The organism is Mycobacterium sp. 012931, from assembly GCF_000419295.1.
Classification (GTDB): Bacteria; Actinomycetota; Actinomycetes; order Mycobacteriales; family Mycobacteriaceae; genus Mycobacterium; species Mycobacterium marinum.
The window spans coordinates 5,088,790-5,106,920 of record NZ_AOPX01000001.1; the positions used below are offsets into that span (position 1 = coordinate 5,088,790).

General features: G+C 68.2%; 12 protein-coding genes, 3 pseudogenes and 1 riboswitch. Of the genes and pseudogenes, 10 read left to right on the top strand and 5 right to left on the bottom strand.

What is annotated here, in order from left to right; genetic code table 11:
• The first annotated feature begins 114 nt into the window (after positions 1-114).
• Positions 115-2,684, top strand: a pseudogene (locus MMSP_RS29005) (PE family protein).
• Between the two features lie 20 nt (positions 2,685-2,704).
• Here MMSP_RS29005 and MMSP_RS22310 read toward each other — a convergent pair.
• Both MMSP_RS22310 and MMSP_RS22315 read right to left on the bottom strand, forming a co-directional pair.
• Positions 2,705-5,023 (bottom strand): VIT domain-containing protein, encoded by a 2,319-nt coding sequence (locus MMSP_RS22310; RefSeq protein WP_020788450.1) that lies wholly within the window; start codon positions 5,021-5,023, stop codon positions 2,705-2,707.
• The gene (locus tag MMSP_RS22315) at positions 5,013-5,582 is read right to left on the bottom strand and encodes a MerR family transcriptional regulator (protein WP_020727327.1); all 570 of its coding nucleotides are present in this window, start codon (positions 5,580-5,582) and stop codon (positions 5,013-5,015) included. The genes MMSP_RS22310 and MMSP_RS22315 overlap by 11 nt, the downstream gene beginning before the upstream one ends.
• Before the next feature lie 190 nt (positions 5,583-5,772).
• On the opposite strand from MMSP_RS22315, the gene MMSP_RS22320 reads away from it, so the two are divergent.
• From MMSP_RS22320 to nagA, 3 genes are all read left to right on the top strand, one after another.
• Positions 5,773-7,020 carry a D-alanyl-D-alanine carboxypeptidase family protein gene (locus MMSP_RS22320; protein WP_012393072.1) on the top strand — a complete coding sequence of 416 codons (1,248 nt, stop codon included), beginning with the start codon at positions 5,773-5,775 and terminating at the stop codon, positions 7,018-7,020.
• A 201-nt stretch (positions 7,021-7,221) separates the two neighbouring features.
• A complete protein-coding gene (locus tag MMSP_RS22325) occupies positions 7,222-8,571 on the top strand; it encodes a sugar porter family MFS transporter (RefSeq protein WP_011739596.1) in 1,350 nt (449 codons plus the stop codon).
• Positions 8,568-9,734, top strand: a complete 1,167-nt coding sequence (nagA, locus tag MMSP_RS22330; protein WP_020788451.1) for an N-acetylglucosamine-6-phosphate deacetylase — start codon at positions 8,568-8,570, stop codon at positions 9,732-9,734. Before MMSP_RS22325 ends, nagA begins: the two co-directional genes overlap by 4 nt.
• Here the strand turns inward: nagA and yhjD are convergent.
• Together yhjD and trpS are read right to left on the bottom strand one after the other, a co-directional pair.
• On the bottom strand, positions 9,731-10,759 hold the full coding sequence (gene yhjD, locus MMSP_RS22335) for an inner membrane protein YhjD (protein WP_036426871.1): 1,029 nt from the start codon (positions 10,757-10,759) through the stop codon (positions 9,731-9,733). The two genes, nagA and yhjD, sit on opposite strands and share 4 nt — an antisense overlap.
• Before the next feature lie 4 nt (positions 10,760-10,763).
• Complete coding sequence (trpS, locus tag MMSP_RS22340; protein WP_020788453.1) at positions 10,764-11,783, bottom strand: tryptophan--tRNA ligase; 1,020 nt, start codon at positions 11,781-11,783, stop codon at positions 10,764-10,766.
• Positions 11,784-11,940: 157 nt separating this feature from the next.
• Here trpS and MMSP_RS22345 point away from each other — a divergent pair.
• Positions 11,941-12,555 (top strand): annotated as a pseudogene (locus tag MMSP_RS22345) (alpha/beta fold hydrolase); the annotation flags it as partial.
• Between the two features lie 6 nt (positions 12,556-12,561).
• Here MMSP_RS22345 and MMSP_RS22350 read toward each other — a convergent pair.
• Positions 12,562-13,720 (bottom strand): annotated as a pseudogene (locus MMSP_RS22350) (NADP-dependent isocitrate dehydrogenase); the annotation flags it as partial.
• Between the two features lie 154 nt (positions 13,721-13,874).
• A riboswitch (SAM riboswitch) is annotated at positions 13,875-13,994 on the top strand.
• Positions 13,995-14,034: 40 nt separating this feature from the next.
• On the opposite strand from MMSP_RS22350, the gene MMSP_RS22355 reads away from it, so the two are divergent.
• From MMSP_RS22355 to MMSP_RS22375, 5 genes are all read left to right on the top strand, one after another.
• The gene (locus MMSP_RS22355; RefSeq protein WP_012393065.1) at positions 14,035-15,384 is read left to right on the top strand and encodes a bifunctional o-acetylhomoserine/o-acetylserine sulfhydrylase; all 1,350 of its coding nucleotides are present in this window, start codon (positions 14,035-14,037) and stop codon (positions 15,382-15,384) included.
• Positions 15,385-15,395: 11 nt separating this feature from the next.
• On the top strand, positions 15,396-16,535 hold the full coding sequence (locus tag MMSP_RS22360; RefSeq protein ID WP_020788455.1) for a homoserine O-acetyltransferase: 1,140 nt from the start codon (positions 15,396-15,398) through the stop codon (positions 16,533-16,535).
• On the top strand, positions 16,529-17,266 hold the full coding sequence (locus tag MMSP_RS22365) for a class I SAM-dependent methyltransferase (RefSeq protein ID WP_011739589.1): 738 nt from the start codon (positions 16,529-16,531) through the stop codon (positions 17,264-17,266). The genes MMSP_RS22360 and MMSP_RS22365 overlap by 7 nt, the downstream gene beginning before the upstream one ends.
• 139 nt (positions 17,267-17,405) lie before the next feature.
• Positions 17,406-17,753 carry a heme-binding protein gene (locus MMSP_RS22370; RefSeq protein WP_015354773.1) on the top strand — a complete coding sequence of 116 codons (348 nt, stop codon included), beginning with the start codon at positions 17,406-17,408 and terminating at the stop codon, positions 17,751-17,753.
• Between the two features lie 61 nt (positions 17,754-17,814).
• The gene (locus tag MMSP_RS22375) at positions 17,815-18,111 is read left to right on the top strand and encodes a hypothetical protein (RefSeq protein ID WP_011739587.1); all 297 of its coding nucleotides are present in this window, start codon (positions 17,815-17,817) and stop codon (positions 18,109-18,111) included.
• The last annotated feature ends 20 nt before the right edge of the window (positions 18,112-18,131 follow it).

An 18,131-nucleotide genomic window follows, 5' to 3' on the forward strand; every position in this document is an offset into this window, starting at 1 on the left:
TTTGGCGATAGCCACGATCGGCGGCCCGGTCCGCTCTAGGGTGCTAATTAACGAAGATGTCACCGGTGACCGGCCGTTTGCTCGGTGGTGCTGACCCTGTCGGAGGTTTCGGGAATGTCGTTTGTGATCGCAGTACCTGAAGTGGTGGGCTCGGCCGCCAGCGAGGTGGCCGGGATCGGCTCGGCGCTGGGTGAGGCCACCGCGGCCGCGGCCGCCCCGACCGTACAGGTCCTGGCCGCGGCGCAAGATGAGGTATCCCAAGCGATCGCGGCGGTGTTTTCCACCCACGCGCAGGCCTACCAGGCCGCCAGCGCCCAGGCTCAGTCGCTTGGGCAGCGATTCGCCCAGGCCCTGGCCGCCGGGGCGGGCTCTTATTCCAGCGCCGAGGCCGCCGCGGCGGCGGTGTTGGCCAATCCAGCCCAGGTGGTGTCTGGGGATCTGCTCGCGGCGATCAACGCACCCGTGTTGTCGTTGACCGGACGCCCGTTGATTGGCAACGGCGCCAACGGCGCCAACGGCGCCCCGGGCACCGGAGCTAACGGCGCCGCGGGCGGCTGGCTGCTCGGTGACGGCGGAGCCGGCGGCTCGGGAGCACCCGGCATGGCCGGAGGCAACGGCGGGGCGGCCGGGCTATGGGGTACCGGCGGCGCCGGCGGAGCCGGCGGCCGAACCTTCAACGGGGACGGCGGAAACGGGGGCGCCGGTGGGGCCGGAGGCTGGCTGATGGGGACCGGCGGAGCCGGCGGAGCCGGCGGGTTCTCGGGCGCCGGGGGATGGCGGGTCCGGCGGAGCCGGTGGCGCCGGCGGACTGTTGGGCGGTGGCGGAGTAGGCGGCGCTGGCGGACTTTCCAACGGCGGGACTGGCGGTGTGGGAGGAACCGGCGGGGCCGGCGGGGTGCTGTCCGGTGTCGTCGGTGCCGGTGGCGGCCATGGCGGTACCGGTGGGTACGGAGCGTTTGATGGTGGCGCTGGTGGAGTCGGCGGCCATGCCGGGTTGCTCGGCGGACCGGGGGGCGCCGGCGGCGACGGTGGGGACACCTTCGGCGGTGGCTCCGGGGGCGCGGGAGGCGCCGGTGGTGATGGCGGGTGGGCATTCGGCAGCGGCGGCACCGGCGGCACCGGCGGGTACGGCGGTGCCGGTGGTGCGGGTGGGTCCGGTGGGGATGCGGGACTGTTGTTCTCCAACGGAGGCGCCGGCGGTACCGGCGGCTTCGGCGAGACCGGGGGCGAGGGTGGTGCGGGGGGTGGTGCGGGCTGGCTGGGCGACGGCGGCGCCGGGGGCACCGGGGGAGCCGCCAACATCGGGAGTGGCGGTGACGGTGGTGGCGGCGGCACCGGCGGGACACTGCTAGGCAATGGCGGTGCCGGCGGCGCAGGCGGGCACGGCCCCACTGGCGGAGGTGCCGGTGGCACCGGTGGCAATGCCGTGGTAGTCGGCAATGGCGGCAACGGCGGCATCGGAGGAACCGGCCCCACCACCGGCACTACCGGCGCCGGAGGCATCGGCGGGCTGCTATTGGGGCTGGACGGATACAACGCCCCCACCAGCACCTCACCCATCCATGTCGCCCAGCAGCAGGCGCTGGTGGCGATCAACTCCCCCGTCCAGGACCTGACCGGACGGCCGCTAATCGGCAACGGCACCCCCGCACCCGCCGGCAGCGGCGCCGACGGCACCCCCGGCGGCTGGCTGCTCGGCGACGGCGGAGCGGGCGGCTCACCGGCGGGGCCGGTGCGCGATCCACCACCGGTAATGGCGGAGCCGGCGGAGCCGGCGGCTGGCTATCCGGAGACGGCGGCACCGGCGGCACCGGCGGCGCCGCCACCTTCAACGGAGCTACGGGCGGCAACGGCGGGGACGCGGGCAACGGCGGGCTGTTCGGGGCCGGCGGGAACGGCGGCGCCGGCGGGGCCGGCTTGGGCAATCCCGGGTTCGGGGGGGCCGGCGGGAACGGCGGGGCAGGCGGGCTGTTGTCCGGGCTGGTCGGCGCCGGTGGAGGCCACGGTGGCGCCGGCGGACTCGGCGTAAGTCCTTCCACACCTGCCGCTCTCGCTGGCGGGGGGATTGGCGGCGCCGGCGGGGACGCCGGATTGCTCGGTGGGGCCGGCGGAGCCGGTGGCACCGGTGGATCTGGTGCTTTCGACGTCACATCCACGGGCGGAACGGGCGGGGCCGGCGGGAATGCCGGATTCTTGTTCGGTAGCGGCGGGATCGGCGGGCCCGGCGGGTTCGCCGTCGCCGCGAGCGGGAACGGGGGGCAGGGGGGTCACGCCGGGCTGCTGTGGTCCAGCGGCGGGGCCGGCGGAGCTGGCGCGTTTAGCGTCAGCGGCCCCGCCGGTGCCAGTGGACATGGTGGTGACGCCGGCTGGCTAGGCAACGGCGGTGCCGGGGGCACCGGCGGGATCTCCCGCAACGGCAACGGGGGGGTGGCGGGGCCGGCGGCAGCGGTGGAGAACTGTTGGGCGTCGGCGGAGCCGGCGGCCAGGGCGGCCAAGCCAATGCCGGCGGCGGCACAGGCACCGGTGGCGAGGGCGGCGACGGCGGCGACGCAGGCCTGATCGGTGACGGAGGCAACGGCGGTAACGCCGGCACCGACACCGACGGCACACCCACCGGCGACCCCGGCACCGGTGGCACCGGCGGCACCCTGCTGGGCGCCAATGGAAACGCCGGGCTGGGCTAGCAACCCCGCCACTGCCCCATCTACTCCCAGAACCGCAGCTTGCTCACCAGCCGGCCCCGATGTTTGGGAAGGCGCGCATCGACAACCTGCGTGACCACCTCGAGGGCGGTCTTCACCTGCTCGGCGTTTTCCTTCGTGGCGGTGCACAGGTAGCGGTTGAGGGCATCACAGAGCACCGTGAGCGCCGAAGCCAACACCGGATCGGTTGCCCGGTCGCGATGAACGGTCAACGCCGACCAGACGTCGTCGAGTTCCGGGTCGAGTTCGGCGCCGTCGCTACCGATGCCCATCTCCACCCGCCGCAGCAGATCCCGCAGCGAGGGCACCGGAGCAGACTCCGCGGTGGGCATCGGGGCGGCGGCCGGCAAGACCATCGGCGGGCCGGCAGCCCCGCCGCGGGCAACGGCGGCGACCGCCCCGACGAAGCCGCCAGTGACCGGCGCCCACCCGGACGGCAGCTCGACGGGCTGCATGACCTCGGCGATCGGCCCGGCCTCGGACCGTTCGGGGTCGATGGCCACGAACGCGGTGAACCGCGACAACACCCCGAACCGGATGGAGTGCGCGACCAGCCGCTGTTCCAGCTCGTCGGTGCCGCGACCGCAGGCGTAGGCGTCCTCCAGATCGCGGACCACCGAGCGAGCCCAGATCGTCTGTACCGCGAGGGCATCCGTCACCGGCCTGGCGGTCACCGTCGCGGTGTAGCGACCGGTGGCCCCGTCGGCTTCCACGTGCAGCGCGGCGTCGGCGGCGGGCCCGCGATAGCGCCCGGAGATCACGCATGGCACGCCGGCGAAGGCGTCGGGAACCCGGTCTGGGGTGACGGTGTCCTCGATGGCCTCGAATCCTTCGGCGCGCACCCTGATCGAGGTCAGCGCCGGGCGCCCGATGGTGCGAGCCAGTCGGGCCATCACCTCGTCCAGGCGGTCTTCGGACTCGACCAGCTCGGCTCGACCGCTGCCCAATCCGGCCAGCCGCTCCAGGAAGCCGGCGTTGACGGCACGGTCGACACCCACGCAGTAGATCCGGGTTCGCCCCACCGCGGGCGCCAGCGACCGCAACAGGTGGTCTTCCCCGCTGATCTGGCCGTCAGTCACCAAGACCACGCTGGCCTGCCGGTCTTCGCCAGAGTCGGCGAGCATCTCGACGGCATTGGTGAGGGGTTGCGCCATGACGGTGCCGCCGCGGCTGCGCAACGAACCCAGCCACGAGGACGCGGCGAACCGGTTGCGGTCACTGGCTGGCACCAGCCCATCCGGCATCGCCGGCGGCGTTTCGATCCGGTCGTCGAAGGCCAGCACACAAAACCGGTCACCGACATCGAGCATGTCGACGATGCGCCCGGCCGCGCGCCGGGCGGTGACCATCTTCCAGCCGCCCATCGATCCGGAGCGATCCAGCACGACCACCACATCGCGTGGGGCGCTGGACGGTTCGGCCGGCGGCACCAGGGTCAGCGACCAGGTGCCTTCTTCGGCATCGGTGGCATCCGCACCGGCCGCGTCCGCAACCAGCAGCGCCGACGACGACAGCCGGCCCTGGTCCAGGCGGAAACGCAGCACGAAATCGCGGTCGGCCCGCGCACCCGACTCGACGCGCAGCCGGGCCAGGCCGTCGGCCGCGGGCGCCAGCACGGCGGTCGGCAGCGAGGCCCGCAGGTCCGAGACGGGCAGGCCGGCACCGTCCACCGATAGGGAAATCTGCAGATCGGGACGTTCGTCGGCGTCGGTGAGCAGCGGCGGTGTCACCCGCGATGCGTCCGGTACGGCATCGGTGTCGCGGGCCACCCCGGAACCGGTCTGGTCCCCGCCCACCGGGTGGCCGGTGGTGTAGCGCGGCGCGACCACAAGCGGGAATCGGTAGGTGGCCTCGCCGTCCTCGAAGGCCAGCGGGCCGGTCAGGCACATCTCGATGGTGGCCTGCTCGCCCGGCCCGAGATTGCCGACCCGCACCGAAAAGACATCCGGGCGGTCCTCTTCCACGATCGCCGCGCGCTGCCCGGCGGCCAGCGCCTGCTCGTAGTCTTCGCGCGCCTGACCGCGTTCCTCGAGGACGCCGACCACGCGCCGTCCCGCCAGATCGGCGACAAAGTCGGTGACACCCGCGCGCGCCGGCAGCGGGAACACATAGGTGGCCTCGATCGCGGTATCGCCGGTGTTCACGAAGCGCTGGCGCACGGTTGACGTCGCGGTCATGCCGACCACGGCGGTCTGCACACTCACCGCCTTCAGCGGCAGCCGGCGGCCATCGGCCGCGCTGAGCTCACCGCAGGTGGGTGCACCCGTGGCAGCGGGCGCCGCGGGTTCGGAGGTGATCAGTGGCAGTAACTCAACGCTCATGGCGAATCCTTTCCTGGGCGTCGTTGGTGGCACCGTCGGCGCCGTTGGTGGCGGCGGTAAGCAGATCCAGCAGCGGAGCGGCCGCGCGACGCAGACTCTCCAACTCGGGCAACGGGTACGCATGGCCGTCGATCAGCAATGTGACGGTGTCGGAGAGCCGGATGGCCCGCAGATCGGTGACGCTCGGATGCTCGGCCGACCCGTCGGCGACGGCTTGGGTGGCGATGGGTTCGGGGACCTCTCGCCAGAATCGGCCGGCGGCGCGGCTGGACTCGGTGGTCGTCTCCGGGTCGCCCAGGCCGGGCGGCATCGCGCTGGGCGGGATAGCCGCCAGCGACTCCAGCTCCGCCGGTGACAGCGCCTCCAGACGCTCGGCGATCTCCCCAAGCGACAGGCCCTGGCCCTGCAACCGCTTGATCGCCACCAGCCGCAACAGGTGAGTCCGGCCATAGGTGAGCGCGCGTCCGCGGGTTCCGGGACGGGGCAGCAACCCGCGCGCGGTGTAGTAGCGGATCATCCGTTCCGCCGGTATCGGCTTGGCCTGGCGATTGTCGGGCACGGCGCCAGATGCCTGCACGGCCAAGCCAGCCGCCGCGGCGAATTCGGAGAGAGTCAGTAACGATTCTATAGTTATTTGACAGTGTCATACCATTTTCTGACACTGTCAAATAACTATTTATAACTTCCGCCACATCCGTAACAGCGCGGCTCCCCCGGATCGAGGCGGCGATCGCCTAATCTGCACAACGATGTACCTATTACGCGCCGCATCGTGCCTGGCCGCAGCCGTTTTCATGGCGGCCGGGCCGGCTGTGGTGGGCATGCCCGCCGCCCTGCCGTCGGCGTCGGCCGAGCCCAATGCCGAAGCGAACAGCGGAGCCCAGGAGTGCCCATATCGGGTCACCACCCCGCCCGCGGTGGACTCGTCGGAGGTCCCCCAGGCCGGCGAACCTCCCCTGCCGCTGGCGGTGCCCTCGGCGCCGGTCGGCGGCAACGCGCTGGGAGGCTGCGGGATCATCGCGGCGCCGGACACCCCGCCGGTACCCGGCGATGTCTCCGCCGAAGCCTGGCTGGTGGGAGATCTGGATAGCGGCGCCATCATCGCCGCCCGCGATCCGCACGCCCGGCACCGCCCGGCCAGCATCATCAAGGTCCTGGTCGCGATGGTCTCCATCAAGGAGCTGAACCAAAACAAGGCCGTGCCCGGAACCAACGACGACTCGGCGGCCGAAGGCACCAAGGTCGGCGTCAACGCCGGCGGCATGTACACCGTCAACCAGTTGCTGCACGGTCTGCTGATGCATTCGGGCAACGACGCCGCACACGCGCTGGCCATCCAACTCGGCGGCATGCAGACGGCGCTGGAAAAGATCAACATGCTGGCCGCCAAGCTGGGTGGCCGCGACACCCGCGTCGCCACCCCATCAGGCTTGGACGGGCCCGGCATGAGCACCTCGGCCTATGACATCGGCCTGTTCTACCGATACGCCTGGCAGAACCCGATCTTCGCCGACATCGTCGCGACCCGCACCTTCGACTTCCCCGGCCATGGCGAACATCCCGGCTACGAGCTGGAGAACGACAACCACCTGCTGTACAACTACCCGGGCGCGCTGGGCGGCAAGACCGGCTACACCGATGACGCCGGCCAGACCTTCGTTGGTGCGGCAAACCACAACGGCCGGCGCCTGTTCGCGGTGCTGCTACACGGAACTCGCCAGCCGATCGCCCCCTGGGAACAGGCCGCGCACCTGCTGGACTACGGGTTCAGCACCGCCCAGGGCACCCAGATCGGTTCGCTGATCGAACCCGATCCCAGCCTGGTGGCCCCCAAGGAAACTCCCGAAGCGCGCCGCCTCGCCGACGCTCAGGCCGCCGGGCTGGTGTCATCGGCCGACGCCCTGCCGGTGCGAGTCGGTGTCGCGGTGATCGGTGCCATCATCGTGTTCGGTTTGATGCTGGTCGCGCGCTCGCTGAACAACCGGCCGCAGCACTGAAATTCACGGCCGACGGGTTGTTGATTAGCCCCGGCTGCTGTGTCACGGTATCGGGATGACTGCCCTTTGCGAGGATGCCGGCTCAAGCCGGGATGGCGAAGCAATTCGCACCGGCCGCCGCCAATTCGGCTTTGCTTTCACCGATCCGGGCAGCGTTGCTGAGCCGCCCACGGTCCAGGCCACAGCCGGCTGAGCACGGACGTGCAACGGGGCATCCTGGTCGCGCTGACCGCGGCCAGCGTCGGGCTCATCTACGGATACGACCTATCCATCATCGCCGGCGCGCAGCTGTTCATCACCGAAGAATTCGGCCTGAGCACCCACCAGCAGGAGCTGCTGACCACGATGGTGGTGATCGGTCAGATCGTGGGAGCGCTGGGCGCCGGCGTACTGGCCAATGCGATCGGGCGCAAAAAGTCGGTGGTGATGCTGCTCGTCGCCTACACGATGTTCGCGGTGCTGGGCGCGCTGTCGGTGTCGCTACCGATGCTGTTGGCGGCGCGCTTCTTGCTGGGTCTGGCCGTCGGCGTCTCGATTGTCGTGGTGCCGGTCTATGTCGCGGAATCCGCTCCGGCCGCGGTGCGCGGATCGCTGCTCACGGTCTACCAACTCACCACCGTCAGCGGACTCATCGTCGGCTATCTCACCGGGTACCTGCTGGCCGGTACGCACAGCTGGCGCTGGATGCTGGGACTGGCCACCGTCCCCGCAATGCTGTTGCTGCCCTTGTTGATCCGCATGCCCGACACGCCCCGGTGGTATGTGATGAAGGGCCGCATCCAGGAGGCCCGCGCGGCGCTGCTGCGGGTGGACCCCGCCGCCGATGTCGAGGAAGAACTGGCCGAGATCGGCACCGCGTTGAGTGAAGGTAGCGGCGGCGTGTCCGAAATGCTGCGACCGCCCTTTCTGCGCGCCACCATCTTTGTGATCACGCTGGGCTTCTTGATCCAGATCACCGGGATCAACGCCATCATCTACTACAGTCCGCGGATCTTCGAAGCCATGGGCTTCACTGGCGATTTCGCCCTCCTGGGATTGCCGGCGCTGGTTCAGATCGCCGGTGTGGCGGCCGTGATCACCTCCCTGCTGCTGGTGGACCGCGTGGGCCGTCGGCCAATCCTGTTGTCGGGCATCGCCATCATGATCGTTGCCGACGTCGCGCTGATGGCCGTGTTCGCCCGCGGACAGGGCGCAGCGATACTGGGGTTCGCAGGCATCTTGCTGTTCATCATCGGCTACACGATGGGCTTTGGCTCCCTGGGCTGGGTCTACGCCAGCGAAAGCTTCCCCACCCGGCTACGTTCCATCGGGTCGAGCACCATGCTGACCGCCAACCTCATCGCGAACGCGATCGTTGCCGCCGTCTTCCTCACCATGTTGCATTCACTCGGTGGTTCGGGAGCGTTCGCCGTATTCGGGGTGCTCGCGCTGGTGGCGTTCGGCGTCGTCTACCGCTACGCCCCGGAAACCAAGGGCCGCCAGCTCGAGGAAATTCGGCACTTCTGGGAGAACGGCGGACGCTGGCCGGAGAAGCTGACGGAAGCTCCGTGACCCTCATCTGTGCCGGGTCTGTGGTCATCGACGGAGAACTTTGCCGACCCGGCTGGATACGGACGGCGGGCCACAAAATCGCGGATTGCGGCACCGGCACAGCGCCTTTGGCCGACTTCGACTTCCCGGACTCGATCGTGGTGCCGGGGTTCGTCGACATCCACGTGCACGGCGGAGCGGGCGCGTCGTTCGCCGACGCCGACGCCGGTGGCCGGGCCTTGATCCAAGCCAGCGAGTTTCACCTGCGCCACGGCACCACCACGATGCTGGCCAGCCTGGTCACCGCCGCACCCGCGCAACTGCTTTCGGCGGTAGCCAAGCTGGCCGAAGCCATCAGCTCGGGCCGCTCGGGCACCATCGCAGGCATCCATCTGGAGGGCCCGTGGCTGAGCCCCGCACGGTGCGGCGCGCACGACCACACCCAAGTGCGTGCGCCGGACCCCGCCGAAATCGATGCGCTGCTGGCGGCCGCCAACGGCACCATCCGCATGGTGACGCTGGCCCCGGAATTGCCCGGATCCGCCGACACGATAAGGCGCTTCTTGGCCGCCGGTGTGGTGGTGGCCCTCGGGCACACCGATGCGACCTACGAGCAGACCTGCCAGGCCATCGGCCACGGTGCCACCGTCGCCACTCACCTGTTCAACGCGATGGCGCCCCTGGGCCACCGCGAGCCCGGGCCCGCCCTGGCATTGCTGAAGGACCCGGCGGTGACGCTCGAATTGATCGCCGACGGGGTACACGTCCATCCCGCCGTGGTGGCGGCCGTGATCGAGGCCGTCGGCCCCGACCGGGTCGCGTTGGTCACCGACGCGATAGCCGCGGCCGGATGTGGCGATGGCACATATCGTCTGGGATCGGTGCCGATTGAGGTCGAGTCGAACGTGGCGCGGGTGTGTGGCACCCCGACGATCGCGGGCAGCACGGCCACCATGGACCGGCTCTTTCGCGCCGCATTTCGGGCTGGGGCGGGGGCCGCACTCGATGCCGGGGCGTTGGCCGCCGCGGTGCAGATAACCTCGGCGACCCCGGCGCGCGCCGTCGGGCTGGCACGACGGGGCAGCCTGCGGGCCGGCTTTGACGCCAATCTCGTTGTGCTCGATCGCGATCTGCGCGTGGCCGCGGTGATGGCCAACGGCGAGTGGCAGGCCGTCGAGGACTAGCGGCGCCGGCGGAACAGCCGCGATATCGTCAGCGCTCCAACGGCGCCCGCGATCAGCGCGGCCACCGTCTGCCGCACCCCCAGGCCTTCCTCGACCTGTATGCGCGGGCTGATGATCGCGGGGCCGGGTGGCTCAATATGTTCGGAATATGGATCTTTGGTGGCCGCCCACGCGGTGGCGAAGAGCACCAGATAGGCGGTGACATTGGCAAACACCATCAACCCCAACACCGGCCCGAACGCGGCGCCGGCCGGGCTGCGCAGCACCGTTCGCAGGTAGATCGACGCCACCTGTTTGAACAGTTCGAATCCGATGGCGGCCATCAGACCGGCCTGCATCGAGGTGCCCAGACGGCCCGGCTGCCGCGGCAGCCGGGCGATCATCAAGGTGAACATCAACCAAGCCACCAGCACCGATATCAGTATCGAAATCAGTCGGAAGACCACGTTGAAGATCGCAAGCTCAGGTATCCCAAACCAGCTCAGCACCGTGGCCATCGGCCTGAGGTGGCCCAGTGCGGTGAGCGCGATTGTCAGCATGGTCACCAGGAATGTGCCGATCATCGCGGTCAGATCGGAGAGCTTGGTGCGCACGTAGCCCACCCGCTGGACCGGATGAGCCCACATCTCACTGAGCGCCACCCGCAGGTGCGACATCCAGGTCAAGCCCGCCCATGACGCGGTCGCCAGGCCGATCAGGCCGACGGATGCCCGCGCATCGATCGCCGAATTCATCAGCCCGACCAGCTGTTGACTCAAGGCCCCTGAGACCGACTCCCGGATCTTGCCGTCAATCGTCTTGAGCAGGTCGGGATGGCTGGCCAGCACGAAGCCGAATACGGCGAAACCGACCATCAGCAAAGGAAACAACGCGAAAATCGTGTAGTAGGTCAGACCTCCGGCGAAGAAGCCGCCGCGCTGCTCATTGAATCGCTTGGCGGCGCGCATCGCGTGGTCGAACCACCCATACCGGGCTCGCAGCCTATCCAAAGTTCCTGGTTTGGCCGGCTCAGTCGTCGTGGTCAAACACTTACCCCCGTTGCGGAAGAAAACCCAACCGATCGTAGACACGCTGCACGGTCTTGCTCGCGATGTCGTGGGCCCGTTCGGCTCCTGCCGCGAGCACCGTCTCGAGTTCGCTGAGATCGGCAGTGAGTTCGTCGACACGGGCTTTGATCGGGCTGACGTAGGCGACGACGGCCTCGGCGGTGTCCTTTTTCAGATCGCCGTAGCCCCGTCCCGCGTAGCCGTCCACCAGGGTGTCGATACTGACGCCGCTGACCGCGGACTGAATGCTCAGCAGGTTCGAAACGCCGGGTTTGGCCTCGGGGTCGTAGCGGATTTCGCGTTCGCTGTCGGTCACCGCCGAGCGAATCTTCTTGGCCGACACCGCCGGCGCGTCGAGCAGGCTGATCAACCCGGCGTCGGTGCTGGCCGACTTGCTCATCTTCGACGTCGGATCCTGCAGGTCGTAGATCTTGGCGGTGATCTTGGGGATGAGGACGTCGGGCACCACGAAGGTGTCCGGGAAGCGCCCGTTGAACCGCTGCGCGATGTCGCGCGCCAGTTCCAGGTGCTGACGTTGGTCCCCCCCCACCGGCACCAGCTCCGCGTCGTAGGCCAGCACATCAGCGGCCTGCAGCACCGGGTAGGTGAACAGGCCGACCGTCGCGGAATCGGCGCCCTGGCGCGTCGACTTGTCTTTGAACTGCGTCATCCGAGACGCCTGTCCGAAACCGGTGAAGCAGCCCAGCACCCAGGCCAGCTGACTGTGGGCCGGCACGTGGCTTTGCACAAAGATGGTGGCGCGAGCGGGATCGATACCCAGCGCCAGGTATTGCGCGGCGGTGACCAGCGTGCGGCGCCGCAGCGCCTCGGGATCCTGCGGGAGGGTGATCGCATGCAGGTCGACGACGCAGAAGAACGCGTCGTGGTCGTCCTGCAGCGCAACCCACTGGGTGACGGCGCCCAGCGCATTACCGAGGTGAAGTGAGTCAGAAGTTGGCTGCACGCCGGAGAAAATCCGGCGGGATCCGGTCGGGGTGCTCATGGTGTCCCCGATCCTTTCATGCGCAAATTTCGGCGATTCGCAGACACTTGCGATACCGCCGGTACCACCTTGTACTGTCGGTGATATGAGACGTCTGCTTGGCCCTTCACCCTCGGCGCCGACCCGTGCGCCGATCCACTTGGGCTCAGGAGAACCGGTGCTGCTGCTGCACCCCTCCCTGCTGTCCCAGGCGGTGTGGGAGCAAGTGGCCCAGAGATTGGCCGACACCGGCCGCTACGAGGTGTTTGCCCCGACCATGGCCAGCCACAACGGCGGGCCGCGGGCCGGTACCTGGTTCCTGTCGTCGGCGGTGCTGGCCGATCACGTCGAACGTCAGATGGACGAATTGGGCTGGGACAGCGCCCACATCGTCGGCAATTCACTGGGCGGCTGGGTCGCATTCGAACTCGAGCGCCGGGGGCGCGCGCGCAGTGTCACCGACATCGCACCCGCCGGTGGCTGGACGCGGTGGAGCCCGGCCAAGTTCGAGGTGATCATCAAGTTCGTCATGGGCATCCCGCTGCTAGCGCTGGCTTGGCTGCTCGGGCCGCGGGTGATGCGCCTGCCGTTTAGCCGCCGGTTGGCGACCTACGCGATCAGCGCGTCGCCCGACGGCGTCAGCGACGCCGAACTGCTCGGCTGCATCGATGACGTCGCGCACTGCCCCGCCTACCTTCAGCTGCTGGTCAAGGCGCTACTGCTGCGCGGTCTGCGCGAGCTCGCCGAAAATGCCGTCCCGGCGCATCTGGTGATCTGCGGGAAGGACCGCATCCCCTGGCTGGGGACCGATCAGGATCGCCAGATCCTTGGTCATCTTTCCGCTCTCCACGGTCTTGATGACGACGTCTTCCAGCGTCTGCGCGAATTGAACGACCTCGGGGGTGTTGTCCAGTTTGCCGCGGTGCGCCAGGCCACGCGTCCAGGCGAAGATCGAGGCGATCGGATTGGTGGAGGTCGGCTGGCCGGCCTGGTACTGGCGGTAGTGGCGCGTGACGGTGCCGTGGGCGGCCTCGGCCTCCACAGTCTTGCCGTCAGCCGTCATCAGCACCGACGTCATCAGTCCCAGCGATCCGTAGCCCTGCGCCACCGTGTCTGACTGGACGTCGCCGTCGTAGTTCTTACAGGCCCAGACGTAGCCGCCCTCCCATTTGAGGCAGGCAGCAACCATGTCGTCGATCAAGCGATGCTCGTAGGTCAGGCCTTCGGCATCGGACCGCTCCTTGAACTCCTCTTCGTAGATTCGCTGGAATTCGTCTTTGAACATGCCGTCATAGGCCTTCAGGATGGTGTTCTTGGTGGACAAGTACACCGGCCATTTGGCGTTTAGGCCATAGGAATAAAGACGCCCGAGCGAAGTCCTGAATGGATTTTCTGAAGTTGTACATGCCCATCACCACCCCGCCGTCCTCGGGGATGGACACCATTTCGTGCACGATCGGCTCGCTGCCGTCAGCGGGTGTGAACGTCAGCGTCACGGTGCCCGGCCGGTCGACTTTGAAGTTCGTCGCGCGGTATTGGTCGCCGAATGCGCGGCGGCCGATGACGATTGGCTTGGTCCAGCCCGGAACCAGCCGCGGAACGTTGGAGATCACGATGGGCTCACGGAAAATCTTGCCCCCCAATATGTTTCGGATCGTCCCGTTCGGCGACAGCCACATCTTCTTGAGGTTGAATTCCCGGACCCTGGCCTCGTCGGGGGTGATGGTCGCGCACTTGACGCCCACACCGTGCTTCTTGATCGCATACGCCGCGTCGATGGTCACCTGGTCGTTGGTGCGGTCCCGGTGCTCGATACCCAAGTCGTAGTAGAGCAGCTTCACGTCCAGATGCGGGAGAATCAGCCGGTCTTTGATGAGCTTCCAGATAACGCGAGTCATCTCGTCGCCGTCGAGTTCCACGACCGGGCCGCTGACCGTGATCTTGGGTTCACCAGACATCTGAGCCCAATTCCTCCCGCGCTGTGAGTTTGGGCGAGCGGTTGCTCATCCGCCCAGATTACAAGGGCTGTTCGCAGGCTCGGGGCATGCGACGGCGATGCCGCCCGCCCAGAGAGTTGGCACGAGCAAGCCGCGATACGGTAGGCTTCAGATCGGTCATGAGCGCCAGCGTCAAGCCCCGGCTTGCTGGCCGGCAACCCTCCAACCGCGGTGGGGTGCCCCGGGTGATGACCAGGTTGAGTAGCCACAGTCGGCTACACGGCAAGCGCGGGTCCGCCATGACGGGCCCCTGAGCAGACAGGGAAAGTAGCCTCATGAGCGCCGAAAACACCAGCACTGACGCAGATCCGACCGCGCATTGGTCATTTGAAACCAAGCAGATCCACGCCGGCCAGCAGCCCGATTCCGCCACCAACGCGCGGGCGCTGCCGATCTACCAAACCACCTCGTACACCTTCGAAAACACGGCGCACGCTGCCGCTTTGTTCGGCCTGGAGGTTCCCGGCAACATCTACACGCGGCTGGGCAACCCCACTACCGATGTGGTCGAGCAGCGCATCGCCGCGCTCGAAGGTGGGGTCGCCGCGCTGTTCCTGTCCTCCGGTCAGGCCGCGGAAACCTTCGCCATCCTCAACCTGGCCGGCGCGGGCGATCACATCGTGTCCAGCCCCCGCCTCTACGGCGGCACCTACAACCTGTTCCATTACTCGCTAGCAAAGCTGGGGATCGAGGTCAGCTTCGTCGACGACCCCGACAACCTGGACTCGTGGCAGGCGGCGGTGCGGCCCAACACCAAGGCGTTTTTTGGTGAGACCATCTCCAACCCGCAGATCGACCTGCTCGACACCCCCGGGGTTGCTGAAGTCGCCCACCGCAACGGGATACCGCTGATCGTCGACAACACCATCGCCACGCCGTACCTGATTCGGCCGTTCACGCAGGGCGCCGACATCGTCGTGCACTCGGCCACCAAGTACCTGGGCGGGCACGGCGCCGCGATCGCGGGTGTGATCGTCGATGGCGGCACATTCGACTGGACGCAGGGCCGTTTTCCCGAATTCACCACACCGGACCCCAGCTACCACGGCGTGGTGTTTGCCGAGTTGGGCGCGCCGGCCTATGCCCTCAAGGCACGCGTCCAGCTGCTGCGCGACTTGGGGTCGGCGGCCTCGCCGTTCAACGCCTTCCTGGTGGCCCAGGGCCTGGAAACTCTGAGCCTGCGGATCGAACGGCACGTTTCCAACGCGCAGCGCGTCGCAGAGTTCCTGGCCGACCGCGAGGACGTCGTCACGGTCAACTACGCCGGACTACCCGGTTCGCCGTGGCATGAGCGGGCAAAGAAGCTGTCCCCCAAGGGAACCGGGGCGGTGCTGTCGTTCGAGTTGGCCGGCGGCGTCGAGGCCGGTAAAGCATTCGTGAATGCGCTCAAACTGCACAGCCACGTCGCCAACATCGGCGATGTGCGCTCGCTGGTGATCCATCCGGCATCGACCACCCACGCCCAGCTGAGCCCGGCCGAGCAGCTGTCCACCGGCGTCAGTCCGGGACTGGTGCGTTTAGCAGTGGGCATCGAGGGTATAGAAGACATCCTGGCCGACCTGGAGCTCGGGTTCGCCGCGGCACGCAAGTTCAGCGGCGATTCACAGGCAGTAGCAGCCATCTGAGGAGCACCGACGTGACGATCTCCGACGTGCCCACCCAAACACTGCCCGCCGAAGGCGAAGTGCGCCTGGTCGATATCGGGTCACTGCGCCTGGAAAGCGGTGCGGTCATCGACAACGTCTGCATCGCGTTGCAGCGCTGGGGCGAGTTGTCCCCCACCCGCGACAACGTGGTGATGGTGTTGCACGCGCTCACCGGTGATTCGCACGTCACCGGCCCCGCCGGCCCCGGGCATTCCACCCCGGGCTGGTGGGACGGGATCGTCGGCCCGGGCGCGCCGATCGACACCAACCGTTGGTGCGCGGTAGCCACCAACGTGCTGGGTGGTTGCCGCGGCTCCACCGGCCCCAGCTCACTTGCCCGGGACGGAAAACCCTGGGGCTCGAGATTTCCCTTGATCTCGGTGCGCGACCAGGTGGAAGCCGACATGGCCGCCCTGGCGGCGCTGGGCATCACCCAGGTTGCCGCCGTGGTCGGCGGATCCATGGGCGGCGCCCGCGCGCTGGAGTGGATTGTCGGCCATCCCGATCGGGTGCGCTCGGCGCTGCTGCTGGCGGTGGGTGCGCGCGCCACCGCTGACCAGATCGGCACTCAGACAACGCAAATCGCAGCCATCAAGGCTGACCCGAATTGGCGAAACGGCGACTATCACGAGACCGGCTGCAAGCCCGAAGCCGGGCTGAAGGTCGCCCGCCGTTTCGCACACCTGACCTACCGCGGCGAGATCGAACTCGACAGCCGGTTCGCCAACGACGGTCAGGGCGGCGAGGATCCCGCGGACGGCGGGCGCTACGCGATCCAGAGCTACCTGGAACATCAGGGCGACAAGCTGCTGGCCCGCTTCGATGCCGGTAGTTATGTGATCCTGACCGAGGCTCTCAACAGACACGATGTCGGCCGCGGCAGGGACGGGATACACGCTGCGCTGCGGGGGTGCCCGGTCCCGGTGGTCGTCGGTGGCATCACCTCCGATCGCCTCTACCCACTGCGGTTGCAGCAGGAGCTGGCCGATCTGTTGCCCGGATGCGCCGGGCTGGAGGTCGTCGATTCCATCCGTGGCCACGACGGGTTTCTGGTGGAGTCCGAGGCCGTCGGTGAATTGATCCACAAGACACTGCGATTGGCCGAAGACCGAAGCTCGCGTCCATGGTGAGCGGGTCCGCCCAGGACCCATCGCTGTCGTTCGGTTCGGCGGCGGCCGCATACGAGCGGGGCCGCCCGTCTTATCCACCCGAAGCGATCGACTGGCTGCTGCCGGCAGGGGCGCGCGATGTTCTCGATCTTGGTGCGGGGACCGGCAAGTTGACGACCCGCCTGGTCGAACGCGGACTCGATGTGGTCGCCGTAGACCCCATTCCCGAGATGCTCGAGGTGCTGCGCGCGTCGCTGCCGAGAACGCTGGCGCTGCTGGGTACCGCCGAAGAGATACCGTTGGAAGACAACAGCGTTGATGCCGTTCTGGTCGCCCAGGCCTGGCATTGGGTGGATCCGGCGCGGGCGATCCCCGAGGTGGCCCGGGTGCTGCGGCCCGGCGGCCGGCTGGGACTGGTGTGGAACACCCGCGACGAGCGGCTCGGCTGGGTACGCGAGTTGGGCCGGATCATCGGGCGCGACAGCGACCCGGTGCGCGACAAAGTCACGCTGCCCGAACCGTTCACGGGTGTGGCGCGCCATCACGTGGAGTGGACCAATTACCTGACCCCGCAAGCGTTGATCGACTTGGTCGCATCGCGCAGCTACTGCATCACCTCACCGGCCGAGGTCCGCACCAAGACCCTCGATCAGGTGCGTGAGCTGTTGGCCACGCATCCGGCGCTGGCCAACTCGGCCGGTCTGGCATTGCCGTACGTCACGGTGTGCGTGAGCGCGACCCTGGCCGCCTAGCCAGGCAGCACCGACACGAAGATCCCGGCCGCCTCCTCCGGCCGGCCTCGCGACCAGCATGGGACTTTCGGCCCTCGTCAGGCAGCTGGTCTGCGCGATGAACTTGATCGCAGTGCTCGACAAACCCGAGGAGGCAGCCATGTCGCTCGCAGCCCCTACCGGATACCGCACGATCGCGGTTGGGATCGCAACCGGGGCGCTGGGCGCCGCGATGCTGCTGGGCAGCGCGGCGATCGCCGTCGCCGATCCCCCACCCAACTGCACGACCGCCGACCTGGCCGGCATCTCCGCCGGCGTTGCCGCCGCGACCTCGACCTATCTGTTCACCCATCCCGATGTCAACGAATTCTTCACCGGGCTCAGGGGGCAGGAACGCGATGCAATGCGTGAGAACGTGCAGAATTACCTCAATGCCAACCCGGACGTGAAAGCCGACCTGGACGGCATCCGTCAGCCCGTGGTCGACTTCAAGGACCGGTGCCAGTAAGCCGAGTCGCCCGTCGTCGCGAGCCGGCACCCCAGCCCGGCCCCGTCGGAAGGAAACCGCCATGCAACTCAGGCGTATCTATCTCTGCACCATCCTCGCGGCTGCCGCCGCTGGTGTGGCGGCGACCCTGGCCGCCTTTCCCGCCAGCTCACCGCACATCCAACCGAGCTCGGCCCCGATCCATGACCTGCCCCTCGATGACCTCGGCATCCCGGGCGTGTCGGTGGACATCGACGCCAAGGTGCCAAACCTCAACTCGGTCGAACAAGTCGTGCCCAACGTCAGCGTGCCGAACATCAACCTGCCCAACGTCAAGGTGAACCCGGGGCATGTCGGTCTGCCGGGGCGTGGGCGCTAGCGTCAGCGGAGTTCCCAAGC

Excerpts from the sequence above, each read along its gene's own strand:
- trpS (WP_020788453.1), bottom strand. The coding sequence starts at position 11,783 with ATGAGCACCCCGACCGGATCCCGCCGGATTTTCTCCGGCGTGCAGCCA.
- MMSP_RS22375 (WP_011739587.1), top strand. The coding sequence starts at position 17,815 with ATGCAACTCAGGCGTATCTATCTCTGCACCATCCTCGCGGCTGCCGCC.
- MMSP_RS22320 (WP_012393072.1), top strand. The coding sequence starts at position 5,773 with ATGTACCTATTACGCGCCGCATCGTGCCTGGCCGCAGCCGTTTTCATG.
- MMSP_RS22310 (WP_020788450.1), bottom strand. The coding sequence starts at position 5,023 with ATGAGCGTTGAGTTACTGCCACTGATCACCTCCGAACCCGCGGCGCCC.
- MMSP_RS22370 (WP_015354773.1), top strand. The coding sequence starts at position 17,406 with ATGTCGCTCGCAGCCCCTACCGGATACCGCACGATCGCGGTTGGGATC.
- MMSP_RS22355 (WP_012393065.1), top strand. The coding sequence starts at position 14,035 with ATGAGCGCCGAAAACACCAGCACTGACGCAGATCCGACCGCGCATTGG.
- MMSP_RS22365 (WP_011739589.1), top strand. The coding sequence starts at position 16,529 with ATGGTGAGCGGGTCCGCCCAGGACCCATCGCTGTCGTTCGGTTCGGCG.